Source organism: Roseomonas sp. FDAARGOS_362 (assembly GCF_002754815.1).
In the GTDB taxonomy this organism is placed as follows: domain Bacteria; phylum Pseudomonadota; class Alphaproteobacteria; order Acetobacterales; family Acetobacteraceae; genus Roseomonas; species Roseomonas mucosa.
The window spans coordinates 3,975,988-3,989,736 of sequence record NZ_CP024588.1 but is presented as its reverse complement, the minus strand read 5'-3'; the positions used below and the strand labels follow the sequence as shown (position 1 = coordinate 3,989,736).

The following is a 13,749-nucleotide window of genomic DNA, read 5'->3' as shown; positions in this document are numbered from 1 at the left end:
CTCCTGCGACGTTTCCCCGATCAGACGCGACGACGCTTGCGCGGACGGCAACCGTTGTGCGGGATCGGGGTCACGTCCTTGATGGCGGTGACATAGAAGCCGACGGCCTGCAGAGCGCGCAGCGCGCTCTCGCGGCCCGAACCGGGACCGGAGACCATGATCTCCAGGGTCTCCATGCCGTGCTCGCGGGCCTTGCGGCCGGCATCCTCGGCCGCGACCTGCGCGGCGTACGGGGTGGACTTCCGGCTGCCCTTGAAGCCCTGCGACCCGGAGGACGACCAAGCAATGGCGTTGCCCTGGCTGTCGGTGATCGTCACGATGGTGTTGTTGAAGGTCGCGAGCACATGCGCCACGCCCGTGGCGATGTTCTTGCGCTCCTTCTTGCGGGGACGGGAGCCCGCCTGCGGCTGACGCGCCATCTTACTTCGTCACCTTCTTCTTGCCGGCGATCGCCACGGCCTTGCCCTTGCGGGTGCGGGCGTTGGTGTGGGTGCGCTGGCCGCGCACCGGCAGGCCACGGCGGTGACGCAGGCCACGGTAGCAGGCCATGTCCATCAGCCGCTTGATGTTCATCGCCACTTCGCGGCGGAGGTCACCCTCCACGCGGTAGTCGCGATCCAGCATCTCGCGGATCTTCAGGACCTCCTCGTCGGAGAGCTGGTTGACCCGGCGCTCCTCGGGGATACCGAGCTTCTCGCAGATCTCGGCCGCGTTCTTCGGGCCGATGCCATAGATATAGCGCAGGGAAATCTGCACCCGCTTGTTGTCGGGGATGTTCACGCCGGCGATACGCGCCACGTTCGCTCTCCTGGAGCAACTGCTCCGATAGGGCCGGCGACGGCGGGCAGCCTGGGCCGGCGAGGTGATCATTGCCCGACTCCGGCGGCGAAACCGCCGAAGCACCGGCAAATGGCATGGGAACACGCAGCGGGAGGGAGCCCGCCGCGAGGAAGGGGCGGGATAAACCTCCCCGTCCCTCAGGTCAAGCCCGCCTCAACAGGGCTCCCAGTTCGCGGGTCACGTCGTCGATATCGGCCATGCCGTCCACCGACTTCAGCTTCCCCTGCGCCTGGTAGTAGGGCAGCAGCGGCTCCGTCTGCATCCGGTAGGCCTCCAGGCGCGCCGCCACGGTCTCCGCCTTGTCGTCGGCCCGGCGGACGAACTCCGTGCCGCCGCAGACGTCGCAGACCCCGGCCTGGATCGTCGGCTTGAAGGTGTCATGGTAGCCGGTGCCGCAGGCGGCGCAGGTGAAGCGGCCGGCGATGCGCTCGACCAGCGCCGTCGGGTCGACCTTCAACTCGATCACGTGATCGAGCGCCAAGCCCTTCTCCTTCAGCATCACGTCCAGCGCCTCCGCCTGAGGCACCGTGCGCGGGAAGCCGTCCAGGATGAAGCCCTTGGTGCAGTCCGGCCGGGCGACCCGCAGGGCCAGCATGGCGGTGATGATCGCGTCGGGCACCAGCCCGCCGCTCTCCATGATCGCCTTGGCCTCGCGCCCGATCTGGGAGCCAGACTTGACCTCCGCCCGGAGCATGTCGCCCGTCGAGATCTGCGCGACCCCGAACTTCTCCTCCAGGCGCTTGGCCTGGGTTCCCTTTCCGGCCCCGGGAGGCCCCAGCAGGATCAGGTTCAACGACGTCTCCCAACACTCGGACGGTTACCGTTCGGCAGGGACCGGCTTCCCCCAGCCCCCGGCGCCCCCAGCCGGGCCTTGCGGATCAGGCCCTGGTACTGGTGCGCGAAGAGATGAGACTGCACCTGCGCCACCGTGTCCATCGTGACGGACACGATGATCAGCAGGGAGGTGCCGCCGAAGTAGAAAGGCACGCCGTACTGGCTGATCAGGAATTCCGGGATCAGGCAGACGATGCAGAGGTAGATCGCGCCCACCAGGGTCAGCCGCGTCAGCACCCGGTCGAAATAGTCCGCCGTCGCCTGCCCCGGCCGGATACCGGGCACGAAGCCACCGTTCTTCTTCAGGTTCTCCGCCGTCTCCTGCGGGTTGAAGACCACAGCGGTGTAGAAGAAGGCGAAGAAGATGATCAGCGCGACATACAGGCCCATGTAGAGCGGCTGGCCATGCGCCAGCCACTGCGCCGCCCGGCTCAGCCAGGTGTCCTCTCCCTGCCCGGCCCCCGCGAAGCCCGCGAAGGTCGCCGGCAGCAGCAGCAGGGAGGAGGCGAAGATCGGCGGGATCACGCCGGCCGTGTTCAGCTTCAGCGGCAGATGGGTCGAGTCGCCGCCGAACATCCGGTTGCCGACCTGGCGCTTGGGATACTGCACCGGGATGCGGCGCTGCGCCCGCTCCATGAACACCACGAAGGCGATCACGGCCAGGGCGACCAGCAGGAAGAAGATGATGAAGGGCGTCGAGAGCGCCCCGGTCCGGCCCAGCTCCAGGGTCGAGACGAAGGCATGCGGCAGGTTTGCCACGATGCCTGCGAAGATGATCAGGCTGATGCCGTTGCCGATGCCCCGGGCGGTGATCTGCTCACCCAGCCACATCAGGAACATCGTGCCGCCCACCAGGGTGATCACTGCGGAAAGCCGGAAGAAGGTGCCCCCGGCATAGACCGGCGAGGCTCCCATGGCGCCCTGCATCCCCTCCAGCCCGACGGCGATGCCATAAGCCTGGAAGATCGCGATCAGCACCGTCAGATAGCGCGTGTACTGGTTGAGCTTCTTCCGTCCGCTCTCGCCCTCCTTCTTGAGGGCCTCCCAGGACGGGATCGCCGCCGTCATCAGCTGCACGATGATGGAGGCGGAGATATAGGGCATGATGTTCAGCGCGAAGACCGTCATGCGCCCCAGCGCGCCGCCCGTGAACATGTCGAACATGCCCAGGACGCCGCCGCCATGCTGGCGCAGGATATCCGCCATCACCGAGGCATCCACGCCAGGGACGGGGATATAGGTGCCGAGGCGATAGACGATCAGTGCCCCTAGTGTGAACCAGAGCCGCTTCTTCAGCTCGGTAGCGCGCGACAGCACCCCGAGGTTGAGATTGGCCGCGAGCTGCTCGGCGGCGAACGCCATGCGTACCCTCCATACAACTGCGGCGCCCGGGGAGGTCCCCCGCGCGCCGCAGCGAAGACATCAGCTGTCAGGTAGCCCCCCAGGGAGGCGCAAATCAAGCGGCCGGAGCTTCTTCCGAAGCCTTCGGCGCGGTGACCGTCACCTTGCCGCCCGCCGCCTCGACCGCCGCGATGGCGGCCTGCGAGGCACCGGTGACGGTGATGTTCACCGCACGCTTGATCTCACCCTTGGCGAGCAGGCGGACACCGGCACGCTTGCCGCTGACCCGCACCACGCCAGCCGCCTTCAGCATCGTCTCGTCCAGCGCCTGGTCGGCCGGCAGGCGGCCTTCCTCGATCGCCTTGTCGAGCAGGCCGATGTTCAGCGGCGCGTACTCGACGCGGAAGAGATTCACGAAGCCCCGCTTCGGCAGGCGCCGGTAGATCGGGAGCTGACCGCCCTCGAACCCGTTCAGCGACACGCCGGTGCGGGCCTTCTGGCCCTTCACGCCGCGGCCACCCGTCTTGCCCTTGCCGGAACCGATGCCGCGGCCGATGCGCTTGAACTTCGGGCGGGCGCCCTCGTTGTCGCGCAGCTCGTTGAGCTTCACCATGATCAGTCCTCCACCTTGATGAGGTGGGCGACCTTGCGGATCATCCCGCGCACGGCGGGGGTGTCCTCAAGCTCGCGGGTCCGGTGCATCTTGTTCAGCCCCAGCCCGATCAGCGTCTCGCGCTGCCCGGGCTTGCGGCCGATCGGCGACCCGGTCTGGGTCACCTTCACGGTCTTCTTGGCAGTCTCAGACACCGCCAGCCTCCTGAGCCGCCGGAGCGGCCTCGTCCTTGCGCGGGCCGATCAGGTCGGAGACCTTCTTGCCGCGCCGCGCCGCCACGGCACGCGGGGAGGTCACCTTCCCCAGCGCCGCGAAGGTCGCCTTGACCATGTTGTGCGGGTTCGTCGTGCCGGTGCACTTGGCGACCACGTCGCCCATGCCCAGCGTCTCGAACACGGCGCGCATCGGGCCGCCGGCAATGATGCCGGTGCCCGCCGGCGCCGCGCGCAGGATCACGCGGCCCGCGCCGAACTCGCCGATCATGTCGTGGTGCAGGGTGCGGCCCTCACGCATCGGCACGCGGATCATCGTCCGCTTGGCGCGCTCGGTCGCCTTGCGGATCGCCTCCGGAACCTCGCGCGCCTTGCCGGCGCCCCAGCCCACGCGCCCCTTCTGGTCGCCCACCACCACGAGCGCGGCGAAGGAGAAGCGACGGCCACCCTTCACCACCTTCGCGACGCGATTGATGGTCACCAGCTTGTCGCGGAGCTCATCACCCTCGCTGTGGGCCTGCTGCTGATTGCGGTCGTTGTCGCGACGGCGGCCGCGGCCACGGCGCTCGCCGTCACCACCCTCGCCACCGCCACCGGACCTCGGTGCATATGCCATGCGTCAGACGCTCCTCAGAACGACAGCCCGCCCTCGCGGGCGCCGTCCGCCAGGGCCTTGACCCTGCCATGGTAGAGATAGGGGCCGCGGTCGAAGACCACCGCCGAGACACCGGCCGCGATGGCACGCTCGGCCACCAGCTTGCCGATGGCGGTCGCCGCGTCGACATCCGCCCCCGTACGGGCACGCAGGTCCTTCTCGAGCGTCGAGGCAGCCGCCAGGGTGCGGCCCACCTTGTCGTCGATCACCTGCGCATAGATGTGCCGGCCGGAGCGGTAGATCGACAGGCGAGGACGCCCGCCGGCCTTCTGCCGCAGCTGGAAGCGGAGCCGCGAGCGGCGCCGCGTCTGGAGTGCGAGCTTGCGCATTACTTCTTCTTACCCTCCTTCCGGAGGATGACCTCGTTGTCGTAGCGGACGCCCTTGCCCTTGTAGGGCTCGGGACCACGATAGGCGCGGATCTCGGCGGCCACCTGGCCGACCCGCTGCTTGTCCGCACCCTCGACCTTGATCGCCGTGGGGCGCTCGGTCGTGATCTTGATCCCCTCGGGGATCGCGTAGCGGATCTCGTGGCTGTAGCCGAGGTTCAGCACCAGCTCCTTGCCCTGGACCGCCGCACGGTAACCCGTGCCGGTGATCTCCATGGACTTGGAGAAGCCGGTGGAAACGCCCGTCACCATCCCGTTGATCAGCGAACGCGTGGTGCCCCACAGCGTGCGCGACCGCCGGTCCTCGCCCTTCGGCGAGACGGTGACGGAGCCGTCCTCGATCTTCACATCCACCGCTTCCGTGACGACCGGCAGGCGCAGCTCGCCGAGCTTGCCCTTGGCCACCACGACGCCGTCCTGAAGGGCGACGGTGACGCCGCTCGGGACGGTGACGGGATACTTGCCGACGCGTGACATGGGGCCGGCCTCCTCAGAACACGCGGCAGAGGACTTCGCCGCCAACATTGGCAGCGCGGGCCTCATTGTCGCTCATCACGCCGCGAGGCGTGGAAAGGATGGAAACGCCGAAGCCGTTATAGACCTTCGGCAGCTCCTTGATCTTCGCGTAGACGCGGCGGCCCGGCTTGGACACCCGGTTGATCTCCTTGATCACCGGCTCGCCCTCCGAGTACTTCAGCTCGATGTTGAGGATCTTCACGCCAGGGCGCACGTCCTCGGAGCTGTAGCCACGGATATAGCCCTCGCGCTTCAGGACATCCAGCACGTCGGCACGCAGGCGCGACGCGGGAGACACGATGCGGCTCTGCCGCGCGCGCTGACCATTGCGGATACGGGTGAGCATATCACCCAGCGGATCGGACAGGGACATCGATCCTCCGCCTTACCAGGAGGCCTTCACGAGCCCGGGAATCTGGCCGAAGGAGGCCAGGTCACGGAGCGCGTTACGGCTCAGCTTGAACTTGCGGTAATTCCCGCGGGGACGGCCAGTCAGCTCGCAGCGCAGGCGGCCGCGCACCTTGGCGCCATTCCGCGGCAGCTGCGCGAGCTTCAGGGTGGCCTCGAAACGCTCCTCGACGGGCGCCTCGCGGTCCATCACCAGAGCCTTCAGCGCCGCACGCTTCTCCGCGTGCAGCGCCGAGAGCTTGGCGCGCCGGTTGTTCTTCTCGACAGCCGAAGTCTTGGCCATGCGATCTTATCCTCCAGAACCTGGCCCCACCCGCCCCCTGCCAACTGGGAAGGGAACGGGCCGGGCCGGTTTTCCGAGATTAATTGGCGAAAGGCAGCTCGAAGGCCTTGAGAAGGGCCTTGGCCTCCTTGTCCGTCTTTGCCGTGGTCACGAACTGGATGTCCATGCCACGCACCGCCTCGACCTTGTCGTAGGCGATTTCCGGGAAGATGATCTGCTCCTTCAGGCCCATGGCGAAATTGCCACGGCCGTCGAAGCCACGGTTGCCGGGCAGGCCGCGGAAATCGCGGACGCGCGGCATCGCGATCGTCACCAGACGGTCCAGGAACTCGTACATCCGCGCGCGGCGCAGCGTGACCTTGCAGCCAATCGCCTGCCCCTCGCGGATCTTGAAGCCCGCGATCGCCTTCTTGGCCCGGGTCTTGACCGGCTTCTGGCCAGCGATGGCCATCAGGTCGGCCACGGCCGCGTCCAGCTTCTTGCTGTCGCCGGCCGCTTCGCCCACGCCCATGTTGATGACGATCTTGGAGAGCTTGGGCATCTCCATGACGTTCTGGTAGCCGAACTGCTCCTGCAGAGCCTTGCGCACCACTTCGTTGTAGTGCCGCTGCAGGCGCGGCAGCTCCTTCTGAGTGTCGCTCATGCGTCGAGCACCTCGCCGGAGGCCTTGGCCACCCGGACCTTCTTGCCGTCCACGTCCTTGAAGCCGACGCGGGTCGGCTTGTCGGACTTCGGATCGATCAGCGCCAGGTTGGAGAGGTGGATCGTCGCCTCCTTCTCCTGGATGCCACCCGGCTGGTTCATGCCCTGCGGCTTCAGGTGCCGCTTGACCATGTTCACGCCCTGGACGATCGCCCGGTTATCCTCGGGGATCACGCGCAGCACCTCGCCGCGCTTGCCCTTGTCGGAACCGGTGATCACCTGGACGCGGTCACCCTTGCGGATCTTCGCGGCCATTACAGCACCTCCGGAGCCAGGGAGATGATCTTCATGTAGCGGCGGGCGCGCAGCTCGCGCACCACCGGACCGAAGATACGCGTGCCGATCGGCTCGCCCTGCTTGTTGATCAGGACGGCCGCGTTGTTGTCGAAGCGGATGGCCGAGCCATCGCCGCGCCGCACGGGATAGGCCGTGCGGACGATGACGGCGCGATGCACCTCGCCCTTCTTCACCTTGGCACGGGGAATGGCGTCCTTCACGGACACCACGATGATATCACCGACAGAAGCCGTCTTGCGCTTGGAACCGCCCAGCACCTTGATGCACTGGACCTTCCGGGCGCCGGAGTTGTCGGCGACGTCGAGGTTGGATTCAACCTGGATCATGCCGCCGCATTCTCCGCGACAGGGGCGCTCTCGAAGCCGGCGGGACGGGCGACGTCCTCACCGTTGCGCGCGACCACCAGCCAGCTCTTGCGCTTGCTGATGGGGCGGCACTCCTCGATCCGCACGGTATCGCCTTCCTTGCACAGGTTGGCGTCGTCGTGCGCCGCATAGCGGCCCGAGCGCTTGATGAACTTCTTGTAGAGCGGATGCATGACACGACGTTCGACGAGGACGGTAACCGTCTTGTCGCCCTTGTCGCTCACGACCCGCCCGGTGAGGACTCGCTTCGGCATCGCCGGGGTCTCCTCGTCAGGCCTTCTTGTCCGCCTGGGCCGACTGGCCCAGCACGGTCTTCACGCGGGCGATGTCGCGCCGCACCGCGCGAATACGCGAAACCGCCTCCAGTTGTCCAGTGGCACGTTGGAAGCGGAGGTTAAACTGCTCCTTCCGGAGATCGAGCAGCATCGCCTTCAGCTCGTCCGGGCTCTTCGCCCGGACATCTGCGATCTTGGTCATGTCTTTACGCCTCGGCGCCCAGACGCGCCACGAACTTCGTCTTGATCGGCAGCTTCGCCGCGCCAAGGGTCAGCGCCTCGCGGGCCGTCTCCTGGCTGACGCCGTCGATCTCGAACATGATGCGGCCCGGCTTGATGCGGGCCACCCAATACTCGGGCGCGCCCTTGCCGGAGCCCATGCGGACCTCGGCAGGCTTGGTCGAGACCGGAACATCCGGGAAGATCCGGATCCAGACGCGACCCTGACGCTTCATGGCGCGGGTGATGGCGCGACGGGCCGCCTCGATCTGGCGGGCCGTCACTCGCTCCGGCTCCAGGGCCTTCAGGCCAAAGCCGCCGAAGGACAGGGTGAACCCGCCCTTCGCCAGGCCATGGATGCGGCCCTTATGGGCCTTCCGGAACTTCGTGCGCTTCGGTTGCAGCATGATTCATCCCGCCTCAGCGCTGAGGCGCCTGCTCCGCGGCGCGCTTGTCCTGCGCCATCGGATCATGAGCCAGAATTTCACCCTTGAAGATCCACACCTTGACACCGCAGGTGCCATAGTTGGTCTTCGCCGTCGCCGTGCCGAAGTCGATGTCGGCGCGGAGGGTATGCAGGGGCACGCGGCCCTCGCGGTACCACTCCATGCGCGCGATCTCGGCCCCGCCCAGGCGGCCACCGCAGTTGATGCGGATGCCGCCGGCACCCAGGCGCATCGCGGACTGCACGGCGCGCTTCATGGCGCGCCGGAAGGCCACGCGGCGCTCCAGCTGCTGGGCGATGCTCTCGGCGACCAGGGTCGCGTCGATCTCGGGCTTGCGGATCTCCATGATGTTCAGGGAGACCTCGGCCCCGGCGAGCTTCGCCAGGTCCTTGCGCAGCACCTCGATGTCGGCGCCCTTCTTGCCGATCACCACGCCCGGACGGGCGGCATGGATCGTCACGCGCGGCTTCTTGGCCGGACGCTCGATCACGATGCGCGACACGCCGGCGCCCTTCAGGCGCTCCTTCAGCTTCGTACGCAGCTTCAGGTCATCGTGCAGCATCTTGGAATAGCCGGCATCGGCGTACCAGCGGCTATCCCAGGTGCGGTTGATGCCCAGCCGCAGCCCGATCGGGTTGACTTTGTGACCCATGTTATGCGGCCTCCTGCTGCGACGCGGTCTCGGCCTGCTCCGCCACCACGATGGTCAGGTGGCTGAACCACTTCTCGACGCGCGACGACCGGCCACGGCCACGGGCGTGGAAGCGCTTCATGACGACGGCACGGCCGACCTCGGCGCGGGCCACCACCAGACGGTCCACGTCCAGCTGGTGGTTGTTCTCCGCGTTCGCGATCGCGCTTTCCAGCGTCTTCTTGACCGTGTCGGTGATCCGGAACTTGGAGAAGGTCAGGATCGCCACCGCGTCCTGCGCCTTCCTGCCACGGATCAGACCGGCGGCCAGGTTCAGCTTGCGCGGCGAGACCCGGATGTTCCGGGTGGTCGCCTTCGCCTCGGTCTCCCCGAGGCTACGATCATGCTTCGGCTTGCTCATCTCAGCCCCGCTTCGCCTTCTTGTCGGCCGAGTGGCCGGTGAAGGTCCGCGTCGGCGAGAACTCGCCGAACTTGTGGCCGACCATGTTCTCGTTGACCTGCACCGGGATGAACTTCTTCCCGTTGTAGACCCCGAAGGTCAGGCCGACGAACTGCGGAAGGATCGTGCTGCGGCGGCTCCAGATCTTGATGATCTCGTTCCGCCCCGACGCACGCGCCGCATCCGCCTTGTTGAGCAGGTAGCCGTCGACGAACGGCCCCTTCCAAACACTGCGAGCCATCTAATCAGCCCTTCGTCGCGTTGCGCCGGCGAACAATCAGATTGTTCGTCCGCTTGTTGGTGCGGGTCTTGTAGCCCTTCGTCGGCTTGCCCCACGGGGTGACTGGGTGGCGGCCACCGGACGTCCGGCCCTCGCCACCGCCATGCGGGTGATCGACCGGGTTCATGACCACGCCGCGGTTGTGCGGACGGCGGCCAAGCCAGCGGGAGCGACCGGCCTTGCCGATCTGCTGGTTGCTGTTGTCCGGGTTGGACACGGCACCGATCGAGGCCATGCACTCCGCGCGCACCAGCCGCAGCTCGCCCGACATCAGCTTGATCTGGGCATAGCCCGAATCCTTGCCGACCAGCTGCGCGTAGGAACCCGCGGAACGGGCCATCTTCGCACCGGCGCCGGGCTTCAGCTCGATGCAGTGGATGATCGTGCCGACCGGAATGGCCGACAGCGGCATCGCATTGCCCGGCTTGATGTCGGCGCGCTGGTCGGAGACCACTGTGTCGCCGGCCTTCAGCCGCTGCGGCGCGATGATGTAGGCCAGCTCGCCATCCTGGTACTTCAGCAGCGCGATCCAGGCGGTGCGGTTGGGATCATACTCCAGCCGCTCGACCGTCGCGGGAACGCCGAACTTGGTGTTCCGCTTGAAGTCCACGTAGCGATAGGTCTGCTTGTGCCCGCCACCACGGAACCGAACGGTCGTGCGGCCGTGGTTGTTGCGGCCGCCCGACTTGCTCTTGCCCTCGGTGAGCTGCTTGACGGGCGCGCCCTTCCACAGCTCGGACCGGTCCACCAGCACCGTCCCGCGCAGGGACGGGGTGACCGGATTGAAGTTCTTCAATGCCATGGCTTACGCGAGCCCCGTCGTGAGGTCGATGGACTGGCCCTCGCCGAGCTTGACCATCGCCTTCTTCCAGTCCGAGCGCACCCCGGGACGACCCTTGAAGCGCTTCGTCTTGCCCTTGACCACCACGGTGTTCACGGCCTTCACCGTCACACCGAACAGGCCCTCCACAGCGGCCTTGATCTCGGGCTTCGTCGCCTCGAGCGCCACCTTGAAGGTCACCTGGCCCTGCTCGTTCAGGGCGGTCGCCTTCTCCGTCACCAGCGGCGCCAGCACGACCTGGTACATCCGCTCGCGCCCGATCACCGGGCGCTTGGCCTTTTCCTGCGTCTCGCTCACGCCAGCCGCTCCTTCAGCGCCTCGACCCCGGCCCGCGTCACCGCGAGGATGTCGTGGTTGAGGATGTCGTACACGTTGGCGCCGACCGTCGGCATGACCTGGACCTTGGGCAGGTTGCGCGCGGCGCGCACGAAGCCCTCGGCCGGGGTCGCATCGACCACCAGCGCGCTCGTCCAGCCCAGCGCCTTGACCTGCTTGGCCAGCTGCGCGGTCTTGGCCGCTTCGGCCGGCACGTCGATCACGACGAGCTTGCCGTCACGGGCCTTCTGGCTCAGCGCCGAGATCAGGCCCATGCGGCGGACCTTCTTGTTCAGGCTGTAGCCGTGGTCGCGGACGACCGGACCATGCACGACGCCACCGGTGCGGAACTGCGGCGCACGGAGCGAGCCCTGACGGGCATTGCCGGTCCCCTTCTGGCGATAGGGCTTCTTGGTGGTCCCGGAGACCTCCCCCATGCCCTTCACCTTGTGGGTACCCGCACGTCGCTTCGCGAGCTGCCAGTGCACCACGCGCGCCATGATGTCGGACCGCGGAGTGGCTCCGAAGAGCTCCTCCGGCAGTTCGATCTCGCCGGCTTGGCCGTTATCGAGAGTGATAACCTTCACTTGCATCGCTTCTGTCTACCTTTACGCCGGATAGGGCGCGTCGGCGTGGCGCGCGCGCTTCACGGCGTCGCGAACCATCACCCAGGCCCCCGCGGCGCCGGGCACGGAGCCCTTCACCAGCAGCAGCCCCTTCTCCGCATCGACACCCGCCACCACCAGGTTCTGGGTGGTGATGCGCTCGACACCGAGATGGCCGGCCATTTTCTTGTTCTTGAAGGTCTTGCCCGGATCCTGGCGGTTGCCCGTGGAACCGTGCGAGCGGTGGCTGATCGACACGCCGTGCGACGCCTCGAGACCACGGAAGTTCCAGCGCTTCATCGCACCGGCGAAGCCCTTGCCCTTCGAGGTCGCGGTCACGTCGATGCGCTGACCTGCGACGAAGTGCGACGGCGTCAGCGAAGCACCCGGCTCCAGCACCGCGTCGGCAGCGACACGGAACTCCACCAGCTTGGCCGGCGCTTCCACGCCGGTCTTCGCGAAGTGGCCCTTGTTGGGCTTGGAGACGTTCTTCACCTTCGCCTTCCCGGCACCGATCTGAAGGGCGACATAGCCGTCCTTCTCCTCGGTGCGGGTCGACACCACGCGCACGTCATCGACATGCAGCACGGTCACGGGGACGGTCGAACCGTCCTCGTTGAACAGCCGGGTCATGCCCAGCTTCTTGGCGATCAGGCCGGTACGGCCGTTAGTGGCGGCCATGGCAGCTATCCTCCCGGCCTTAGATCTTGATCTCGACGTCCACGCCCGAGGCGAGGTCGAGCTTCATCAGCGCGTCCACGGTCTGCGGGGTGGGGTCGACAATGTCCAGAAGGCGGCGATGAGTCCGGATCTCGAACTGCTCGCGCGACTTCTTGTCCACGTGCGGGGAACGGTTCACGGTGAACCGCTCGATATGCGTGGGCAGGGGGATCGGTCCCCGCACCCGCGCGCCGGTCCGCTTCGCGGTGTTCACGATCTCCCGCGTGCTGCCATCCAGCACGCGGTGATCGAACGCCTTGAGGCGGATGCGGATGTTTTGCGCGTCAGCCACGATGCATCACTTCTCGATGGAGGCGACGACGCCGGCGCCGACGGTGCGGCCGCCCTCGCGGATGGCGAAGCGCAGGCCCTGGTCCATGGCGATCGGCGCGATCAGCTCGACATCCATCGCCACGTTGTCGCCCGGCATCACCATCTCCACGCCTTCCGGCAGCTTCACCACGCCCGTCACGTCGGTCGTGCGGAAGTAGAACTGCGGACGGTAGTTCGTGAAGAACGGCGTGTGCCGGCCGCCCTCTTCCTTGGTCAGGATGTAGGCCTCGGCCTTGAAGCGCGTGTGCGGCGTGATCGAGCCCGGCTTGGCCAGCACCTGCCCGCGCTCCACGTCCTCACGCTTCGTGCCGCGCAGCAGCGCGCCGATGTTGTCCCCCGCCTCGCCGCTGTCCAGCAGCTTGCGGAACATCTCCACGCCCGTCACCGTCGTCTTGACCGTGTCCTTCAGGCCCACGATCTCGACTTCCTCGCCCACCTTCACGATGCCACGCTCCACGCGCCCCGTCACCACCGTGCCGCGGCCCGAGATCGAGAACACGTCCTCGATCGGCATCAGGAACGGCAGGTCCTTCGGACGCTCCGGCTGCGGGATGTAGCGGTCCACCTCCGCCATCAGCTGCAGGATCGCCTGCTCGCCGATCTCGGGCGTCTTGTCCTCCAGCGCCGCCACCGCAGAGCCCTTCACGATGGGAATGTCGTCGCCCGGGAACTGGTAGGAGGACAGCAGCTCGCGCACCTCCATCTCCACCAGCTCCACCAGGTCGGGGTCCGCCAGGTCCATCTTGTTCAGGAACACCACCAGCGCCGGAACGCCCACCTGGCGCGCCAGCAGGATGTGCTCGCGCGTCTGCGGCATCGGACCGTCCGCCGCCGACACCACCAGGATCGCGCCGTCCATCTGCGCCGCACCCGTGATCATGTTCTTCACGTAGTCGGCGTGGCCAGGGCAGTCCACGTGCGCGTAGTGCCGGTTCGCCGTCTCGTACTCCACATGCGCCGTCGAGATCGTGATCCCGCGCGCACGCTCCTCCGGCGCCTTGTCGATCTGGTCGTACGCCGTGAACGACGCCCCACCAGACTTCGCCAGCACCTTCGTGATCGCCGCCGTCAGCGACGTCTTGCCGTGGTCAACGTGCCCGATCGTGCCGATGTTGCAGTGCGGCTTGTTCCGCTCGAACTTCGCCTTCGCCATGGTCGTGTCTCTCTAAA

General features: G+C 67.1%; 26 protein-coding genes. All 26 read right to left on the bottom strand.

The features are described from left to right. Positions 1–20: 20 nt before the first annotated feature. A complete protein-coding gene (rpsK, locus tag CTJ15_RS22755; protein ID WP_019459479.1) occupies positions 21–419 on the bottom strand; it encodes a 30S ribosomal protein S11 in 399 nt (132 codons plus the stop codon). Between the two features lies 1 nt (position 420). Next, positions 421–798 (bottom strand): 30S ribosomal protein S13, encoded by a 378-nt coding sequence (gene rpsM / locus CTJ15_RS22750; RefSeq protein WP_075821880.1) that lies wholly within the window; start codon positions 796–798, stop codon positions 421–423. Positions 799–982: 184 nt separating this feature from the next. Continuing rightward, a complete protein-coding gene (locus CTJ15_RS22745; protein WP_075821879.1) occupies positions 983–1,633 on the bottom strand; it encodes an adenylate kinase in 651 nt (216 codons plus the stop codon). Further along, on the bottom strand, positions 1,630–3,036 hold the full coding sequence (gene secY, locus CTJ15_RS22740; RefSeq protein WP_075821878.1) for a preprotein translocase subunit SecY: 1,407 nt from the start codon (positions 3,034–3,036) through the stop codon (positions 1,630–1,632). Before secY ends, CTJ15_RS22745 begins: the two co-directional genes overlap by 4 nt. Positions 3,037–3,130: 94 nt before the next feature. Continuing rightward, on the bottom strand, positions 3,131–3,625 hold the full coding sequence (gene rplO, locus CTJ15_RS22735) for a 50S ribosomal protein L15 (RefSeq protein ID WP_027281264.1): 495 nt from the start codon (positions 3,623–3,625) through the stop codon (positions 3,131–3,133). A gap of 5 nt (positions 3,626–3,630) precedes the next feature. Next, positions 3,631–3,822 carry a 50S ribosomal protein L30 gene (rpmD, locus tag CTJ15_RS22730; RefSeq protein ID WP_019459484.1) on the bottom strand — a complete coding sequence of 64 codons (192 nt, stop codon included), beginning with the start codon at positions 3,820–3,822 and terminating at the stop codon, positions 3,631–3,633. After that, positions 3,815–4,456 carry a 30S ribosomal protein S5 gene (gene rpsE / locus CTJ15_RS22725; RefSeq protein ID WP_019459485.1) on the bottom strand — a complete coding sequence of 214 codons (642 nt, stop codon included), beginning with the start codon at positions 4,454–4,456 and terminating at the stop codon, positions 3,815–3,817. Before rpsE ends, rpmD begins: the two co-directional genes overlap by 8 nt. 14 nt (positions 4,457–4,470) lie before the next feature. Further along, positions 4,471–4,824, bottom strand: a complete 354-nt coding sequence (gene rplR / locus CTJ15_RS22720; protein ID WP_019459486.1) for a 50S ribosomal protein L18 — start codon at positions 4,822–4,824, stop codon at positions 4,471–4,473. Continuing rightward, positions 4,824–5,360: a 50S ribosomal protein L6 gene (gene rplF / locus CTJ15_RS22715; RefSeq protein WP_019459487.1), complete on the bottom strand. Its 537-nt coding sequence runs from the start codon at positions 5,358–5,360 to the stop codon at positions 4,824–4,826. The genes rplR and rplF overlap by 1 nt, the downstream gene beginning before the upstream one ends. Positions 5,361–5,373: 13 nt before the next feature. Continuing rightward, positions 5,374–5,772, bottom strand: coding sequence for a 30S ribosomal protein S8 (gene rpsH, locus CTJ15_RS22710; RefSeq protein WP_027281260.1), 399 nt, complete (start codon positions 5,770–5,772; stop codon positions 5,374–5,376). 12 nt (positions 5,773–5,784) lie between these two features. Next, the gene (gene rpsN / locus CTJ15_RS22705; protein ID WP_099782045.1) at positions 5,785–6,090 is read right to left on the bottom strand and encodes a 30S ribosomal protein S14; all 306 of its coding nucleotides are present in this window, start codon (positions 6,088–6,090) and stop codon (positions 5,785–5,787) included. 79 nt (positions 6,091–6,169) lie between these two features. Continuing rightward, positions 6,170–6,733 (bottom strand): 50S ribosomal protein L5, encoded by a 564-nt coding sequence (gene rplE / locus CTJ15_RS22700; protein WP_019459490.1) that lies wholly within the window; start codon positions 6,731–6,733, stop codon positions 6,170–6,172. Further along, positions 6,730–7,047, bottom strand: a complete 318-nt coding sequence (rplX, locus tag CTJ15_RS22695) for a 50S ribosomal protein L24 (protein WP_027281257.1) — start codon at positions 7,045–7,047, stop codon at positions 6,730–6,732. The genes rplE and rplX overlap by 4 nt, the downstream gene beginning before the upstream one ends. Continuing rightward, positions 7,047–7,415, bottom strand: a complete 369-nt coding sequence (gene rplN, locus CTJ15_RS22690; protein WP_019459492.1) for a 50S ribosomal protein L14 — start codon at positions 7,413–7,415, stop codon at positions 7,047–7,049. The genes rplX and rplN overlap by 1 nt, the downstream gene beginning before the upstream one ends. After that, positions 7,412–7,708 (bottom strand): 30S ribosomal protein S17, encoded by a 297-nt coding sequence (gene rpsQ, locus CTJ15_RS22685; RefSeq protein WP_019459493.1) that lies wholly within the window; start codon positions 7,706–7,708, stop codon positions 7,412–7,414. The genes rplN and rpsQ overlap by 4 nt, the downstream gene beginning before the upstream one ends. 16 nt (positions 7,709–7,724) lie before the next feature. Next, entirely contained in the window at positions 7,725–7,931 is a 207-nt protein-coding gene (gene rpmC / locus CTJ15_RS22680) for a 50S ribosomal protein L29 (protein ID WP_019459494.1), read from the bottom strand. Between the two features lie 4 nt (positions 7,932–7,935). Beyond that, positions 7,936–8,355 carry a 50S ribosomal protein L16 gene (rplP, locus tag CTJ15_RS22675; protein ID WP_019459495.1) on the bottom strand — a complete coding sequence of 140 codons (420 nt, stop codon included), beginning with the start codon at positions 8,353–8,355 and terminating at the stop codon, positions 7,936–7,938. Between the two features lie 13 nt (positions 8,356–8,368). Next, positions 8,369–9,046 carry a 30S ribosomal protein S3 gene (gene rpsC, locus CTJ15_RS22670; RefSeq protein ID WP_019459496.1) on the bottom strand — a complete coding sequence of 226 codons (678 nt, stop codon included), beginning with the start codon at positions 9,044–9,046 and terminating at the stop codon, positions 8,369–8,371. A gap of 1 nt (position 9,047) precedes the next feature. Next, positions 9,048–9,446, bottom strand: coding sequence for a 50S ribosomal protein L22 (gene rplV, locus CTJ15_RS22665; protein ID WP_019459497.1), 399 nt, complete (start codon positions 9,444–9,446; stop codon positions 9,048–9,050). Between the two features lies 1 nt (position 9,447). Further along, positions 9,448–9,726 (bottom strand): 30S ribosomal protein S19, encoded by a 279-nt coding sequence (rpsS, locus tag CTJ15_RS22660; protein ID WP_019459498.1) that lies wholly within the window; start codon positions 9,724–9,726, stop codon positions 9,448–9,450. A 4-nt stretch (positions 9,727–9,730) separates the two neighbouring features. Beyond that, entirely contained in the window at positions 9,731–10,567 is an 837-nt protein-coding gene (gene rplB / locus CTJ15_RS22655) for a 50S ribosomal protein L2 (protein ID WP_026032926.1), read from the bottom strand. A gap of 3 nt (positions 10,568–10,570) precedes the next feature. After that, positions 10,571–10,852 carry a 50S ribosomal protein L23 gene (locus tag CTJ15_RS22650; RefSeq protein WP_037225247.1) on the bottom strand — a complete coding sequence of 94 codons (282 nt, stop codon included), beginning with the start codon at positions 10,850–10,852 and terminating at the stop codon, positions 10,571–10,573. Between the two features lie 47 nt (positions 10,853–10,899). Next, positions 10,900–11,514, bottom strand: coding sequence for a 50S ribosomal protein L4 (rplD, locus tag CTJ15_RS22645; protein WP_019459501.1), 615 nt, complete (start codon positions 11,512–11,514; stop codon positions 10,900–10,902). 15 nt (positions 11,515–11,529) lie between these two features. Next, positions 11,530–12,207, bottom strand: coding sequence for a 50S ribosomal protein L3 (gene rplC / locus CTJ15_RS22640; protein WP_019459502.1), 678 nt, complete (start codon positions 12,205–12,207; stop codon positions 11,530–11,532). A 19-nt stretch (positions 12,208–12,226) separates the two neighbouring features. Then, positions 12,227–12,538 (bottom strand): 30S ribosomal protein S10, encoded by a 312-nt coding sequence (gene rpsJ / locus CTJ15_RS22635; protein ID WP_019459503.1) that lies wholly within the window; start codon positions 12,536–12,538, stop codon positions 12,227–12,229. Positions 12,539–12,544: 6 nt separating this feature from the next. After that, complete coding sequence (tuf, locus tag CTJ15_RS22630) at positions 12,545–13,732, bottom strand: elongation factor Tu (RefSeq protein ID WP_019463282.1); 1,188 nt, start codon at positions 13,730–13,732, stop codon at positions 12,545–12,547. Positions 13,733–13,749 lie beyond the last annotated feature (17 nt).

Coding starts and splice junctions, on each gene's coding strand:
- rpsK (WP_019459479.1), bottom strand. CDS start 419: ATGGCGCGTCAGCCGCAGGCGGGCTCCCGTCCCCGCAAGAAGGAGCGC.
- secY (WP_075821878.1), bottom strand. CDS start 3,036: ATGGCGTTCGCCGCCGAGCAGCTCGCGGCCAATCTCAACCTCGGGGTG.
- rpsE (WP_019459485.1), bottom strand. CDS start 4,456: ATGGCATATGCACCGAGGTCCGGTGGCGGTGGCGAGGGTGGTGACGGC.
- rplR (WP_019459486.1), bottom strand. CDS start 4,824: ATGCGCAAGCTCGCACTCCAGACGCGGCGCCGCTCGCGGCTCCGCTTC.
- rplF (WP_019459487.1), bottom strand. CDS start 5,360: ATGTCACGCGTCGGCAAGTATCCCGTCACCGTCCCGAGCGGCGTCACC.
- rpsH (WP_027281260.1), bottom strand. CDS start 5,772: ATGTCCCTGTCCGATCCGCTGGGTGATATGCTCACCCGTATCCGCAAT.
- rpsN (WP_099782045.1), bottom strand. CDS start 6,090: ATGGCCAAGACTTCGGCTGTCGAGAAGAACAACCGGCGCGCCAAGCTC.
- rplE (WP_019459490.1), bottom strand. CDS start 6,733: ATGAGCGACACTCAGAAGGAGCTGCCGCGCCTGCAGCGGCACTACAAC.
- rplX (WP_027281257.1), bottom strand. CDS start 7,047: ATGGCCGCGAAGATCCGCAAGGGTGACCGCGTCCAGGTGATCACCGGT.
- rplN (WP_019459492.1), bottom strand. CDS start 7,415: ATGATCCAGGTTGAATCCAACCTCGACGTCGCCGACAACTCCGGCGCC.
- rpsQ (WP_019459493.1), bottom strand. CDS start 7,708: ATGCCGAAGCGAGTCCTCACCGGGCGGGTCGTGAGCGACAAGGGCGAC.
- rpmC (WP_019459494.1), bottom strand. CDS start 7,931: ATGACCAAGATCGCAGATGTCCGGGCGAAGAGCCCGGACGAGCTGAAG.
- rplP (WP_019459495.1), bottom strand. CDS start 8,355: ATGCTGCAACCGAAGCGCACGAAGTTCCGGAAGGCCCATAAGGGCCGC.
- rpsC (WP_019459496.1), bottom strand. CDS start 9,046: ATGGGTCACAAAGTCAACCCGATCGGGCTGCGGCTGGGCATCAACCGC.
- rplV (WP_019459497.1), bottom strand. CDS start 9,446: ATGAGCAAGCCGAAGCATGATCGTAGCCTCGGGGAGACCGAGGCGAAG.
- rpsS (WP_019459498.1), bottom strand. CDS start 9,726: ATGGCTCGCAGTGTTTGGAAGGGGCCGTTCGTCGACGGCTACCTGCTC.
- rplB (WP_026032926.1), bottom strand. CDS start 10,567: ATGGCATTGAAGAACTTCAATCCGGTCACCCCGTCCCTGCGCGGGACG.
- CTJ15_RS22650 (WP_037225247.1), bottom strand. CDS start 10,852: ATGTACCAGGTCGTGCTGGCGCCGCTGGTGACGGAGAAGGCGACCGCC.
- rplD (WP_019459501.1), bottom strand. CDS start 11,514: ATGCAAGTGAAGGTTATCACTCTCGATAACGGCCAAGCCGGCGAGATC.
- rplC (WP_019459502.1), bottom strand. CDS start 12,207: ATGGCCGCCACTAACGGCCGTACCGGCCTGATCGCCAAGAAGCTGGGC.
- tuf (WP_019463282.1), bottom strand. CDS start 13,732: ATGGCGAAGGCGAAGTTCGAGCGGAACAAGCCGCACTGCAACATCGGC.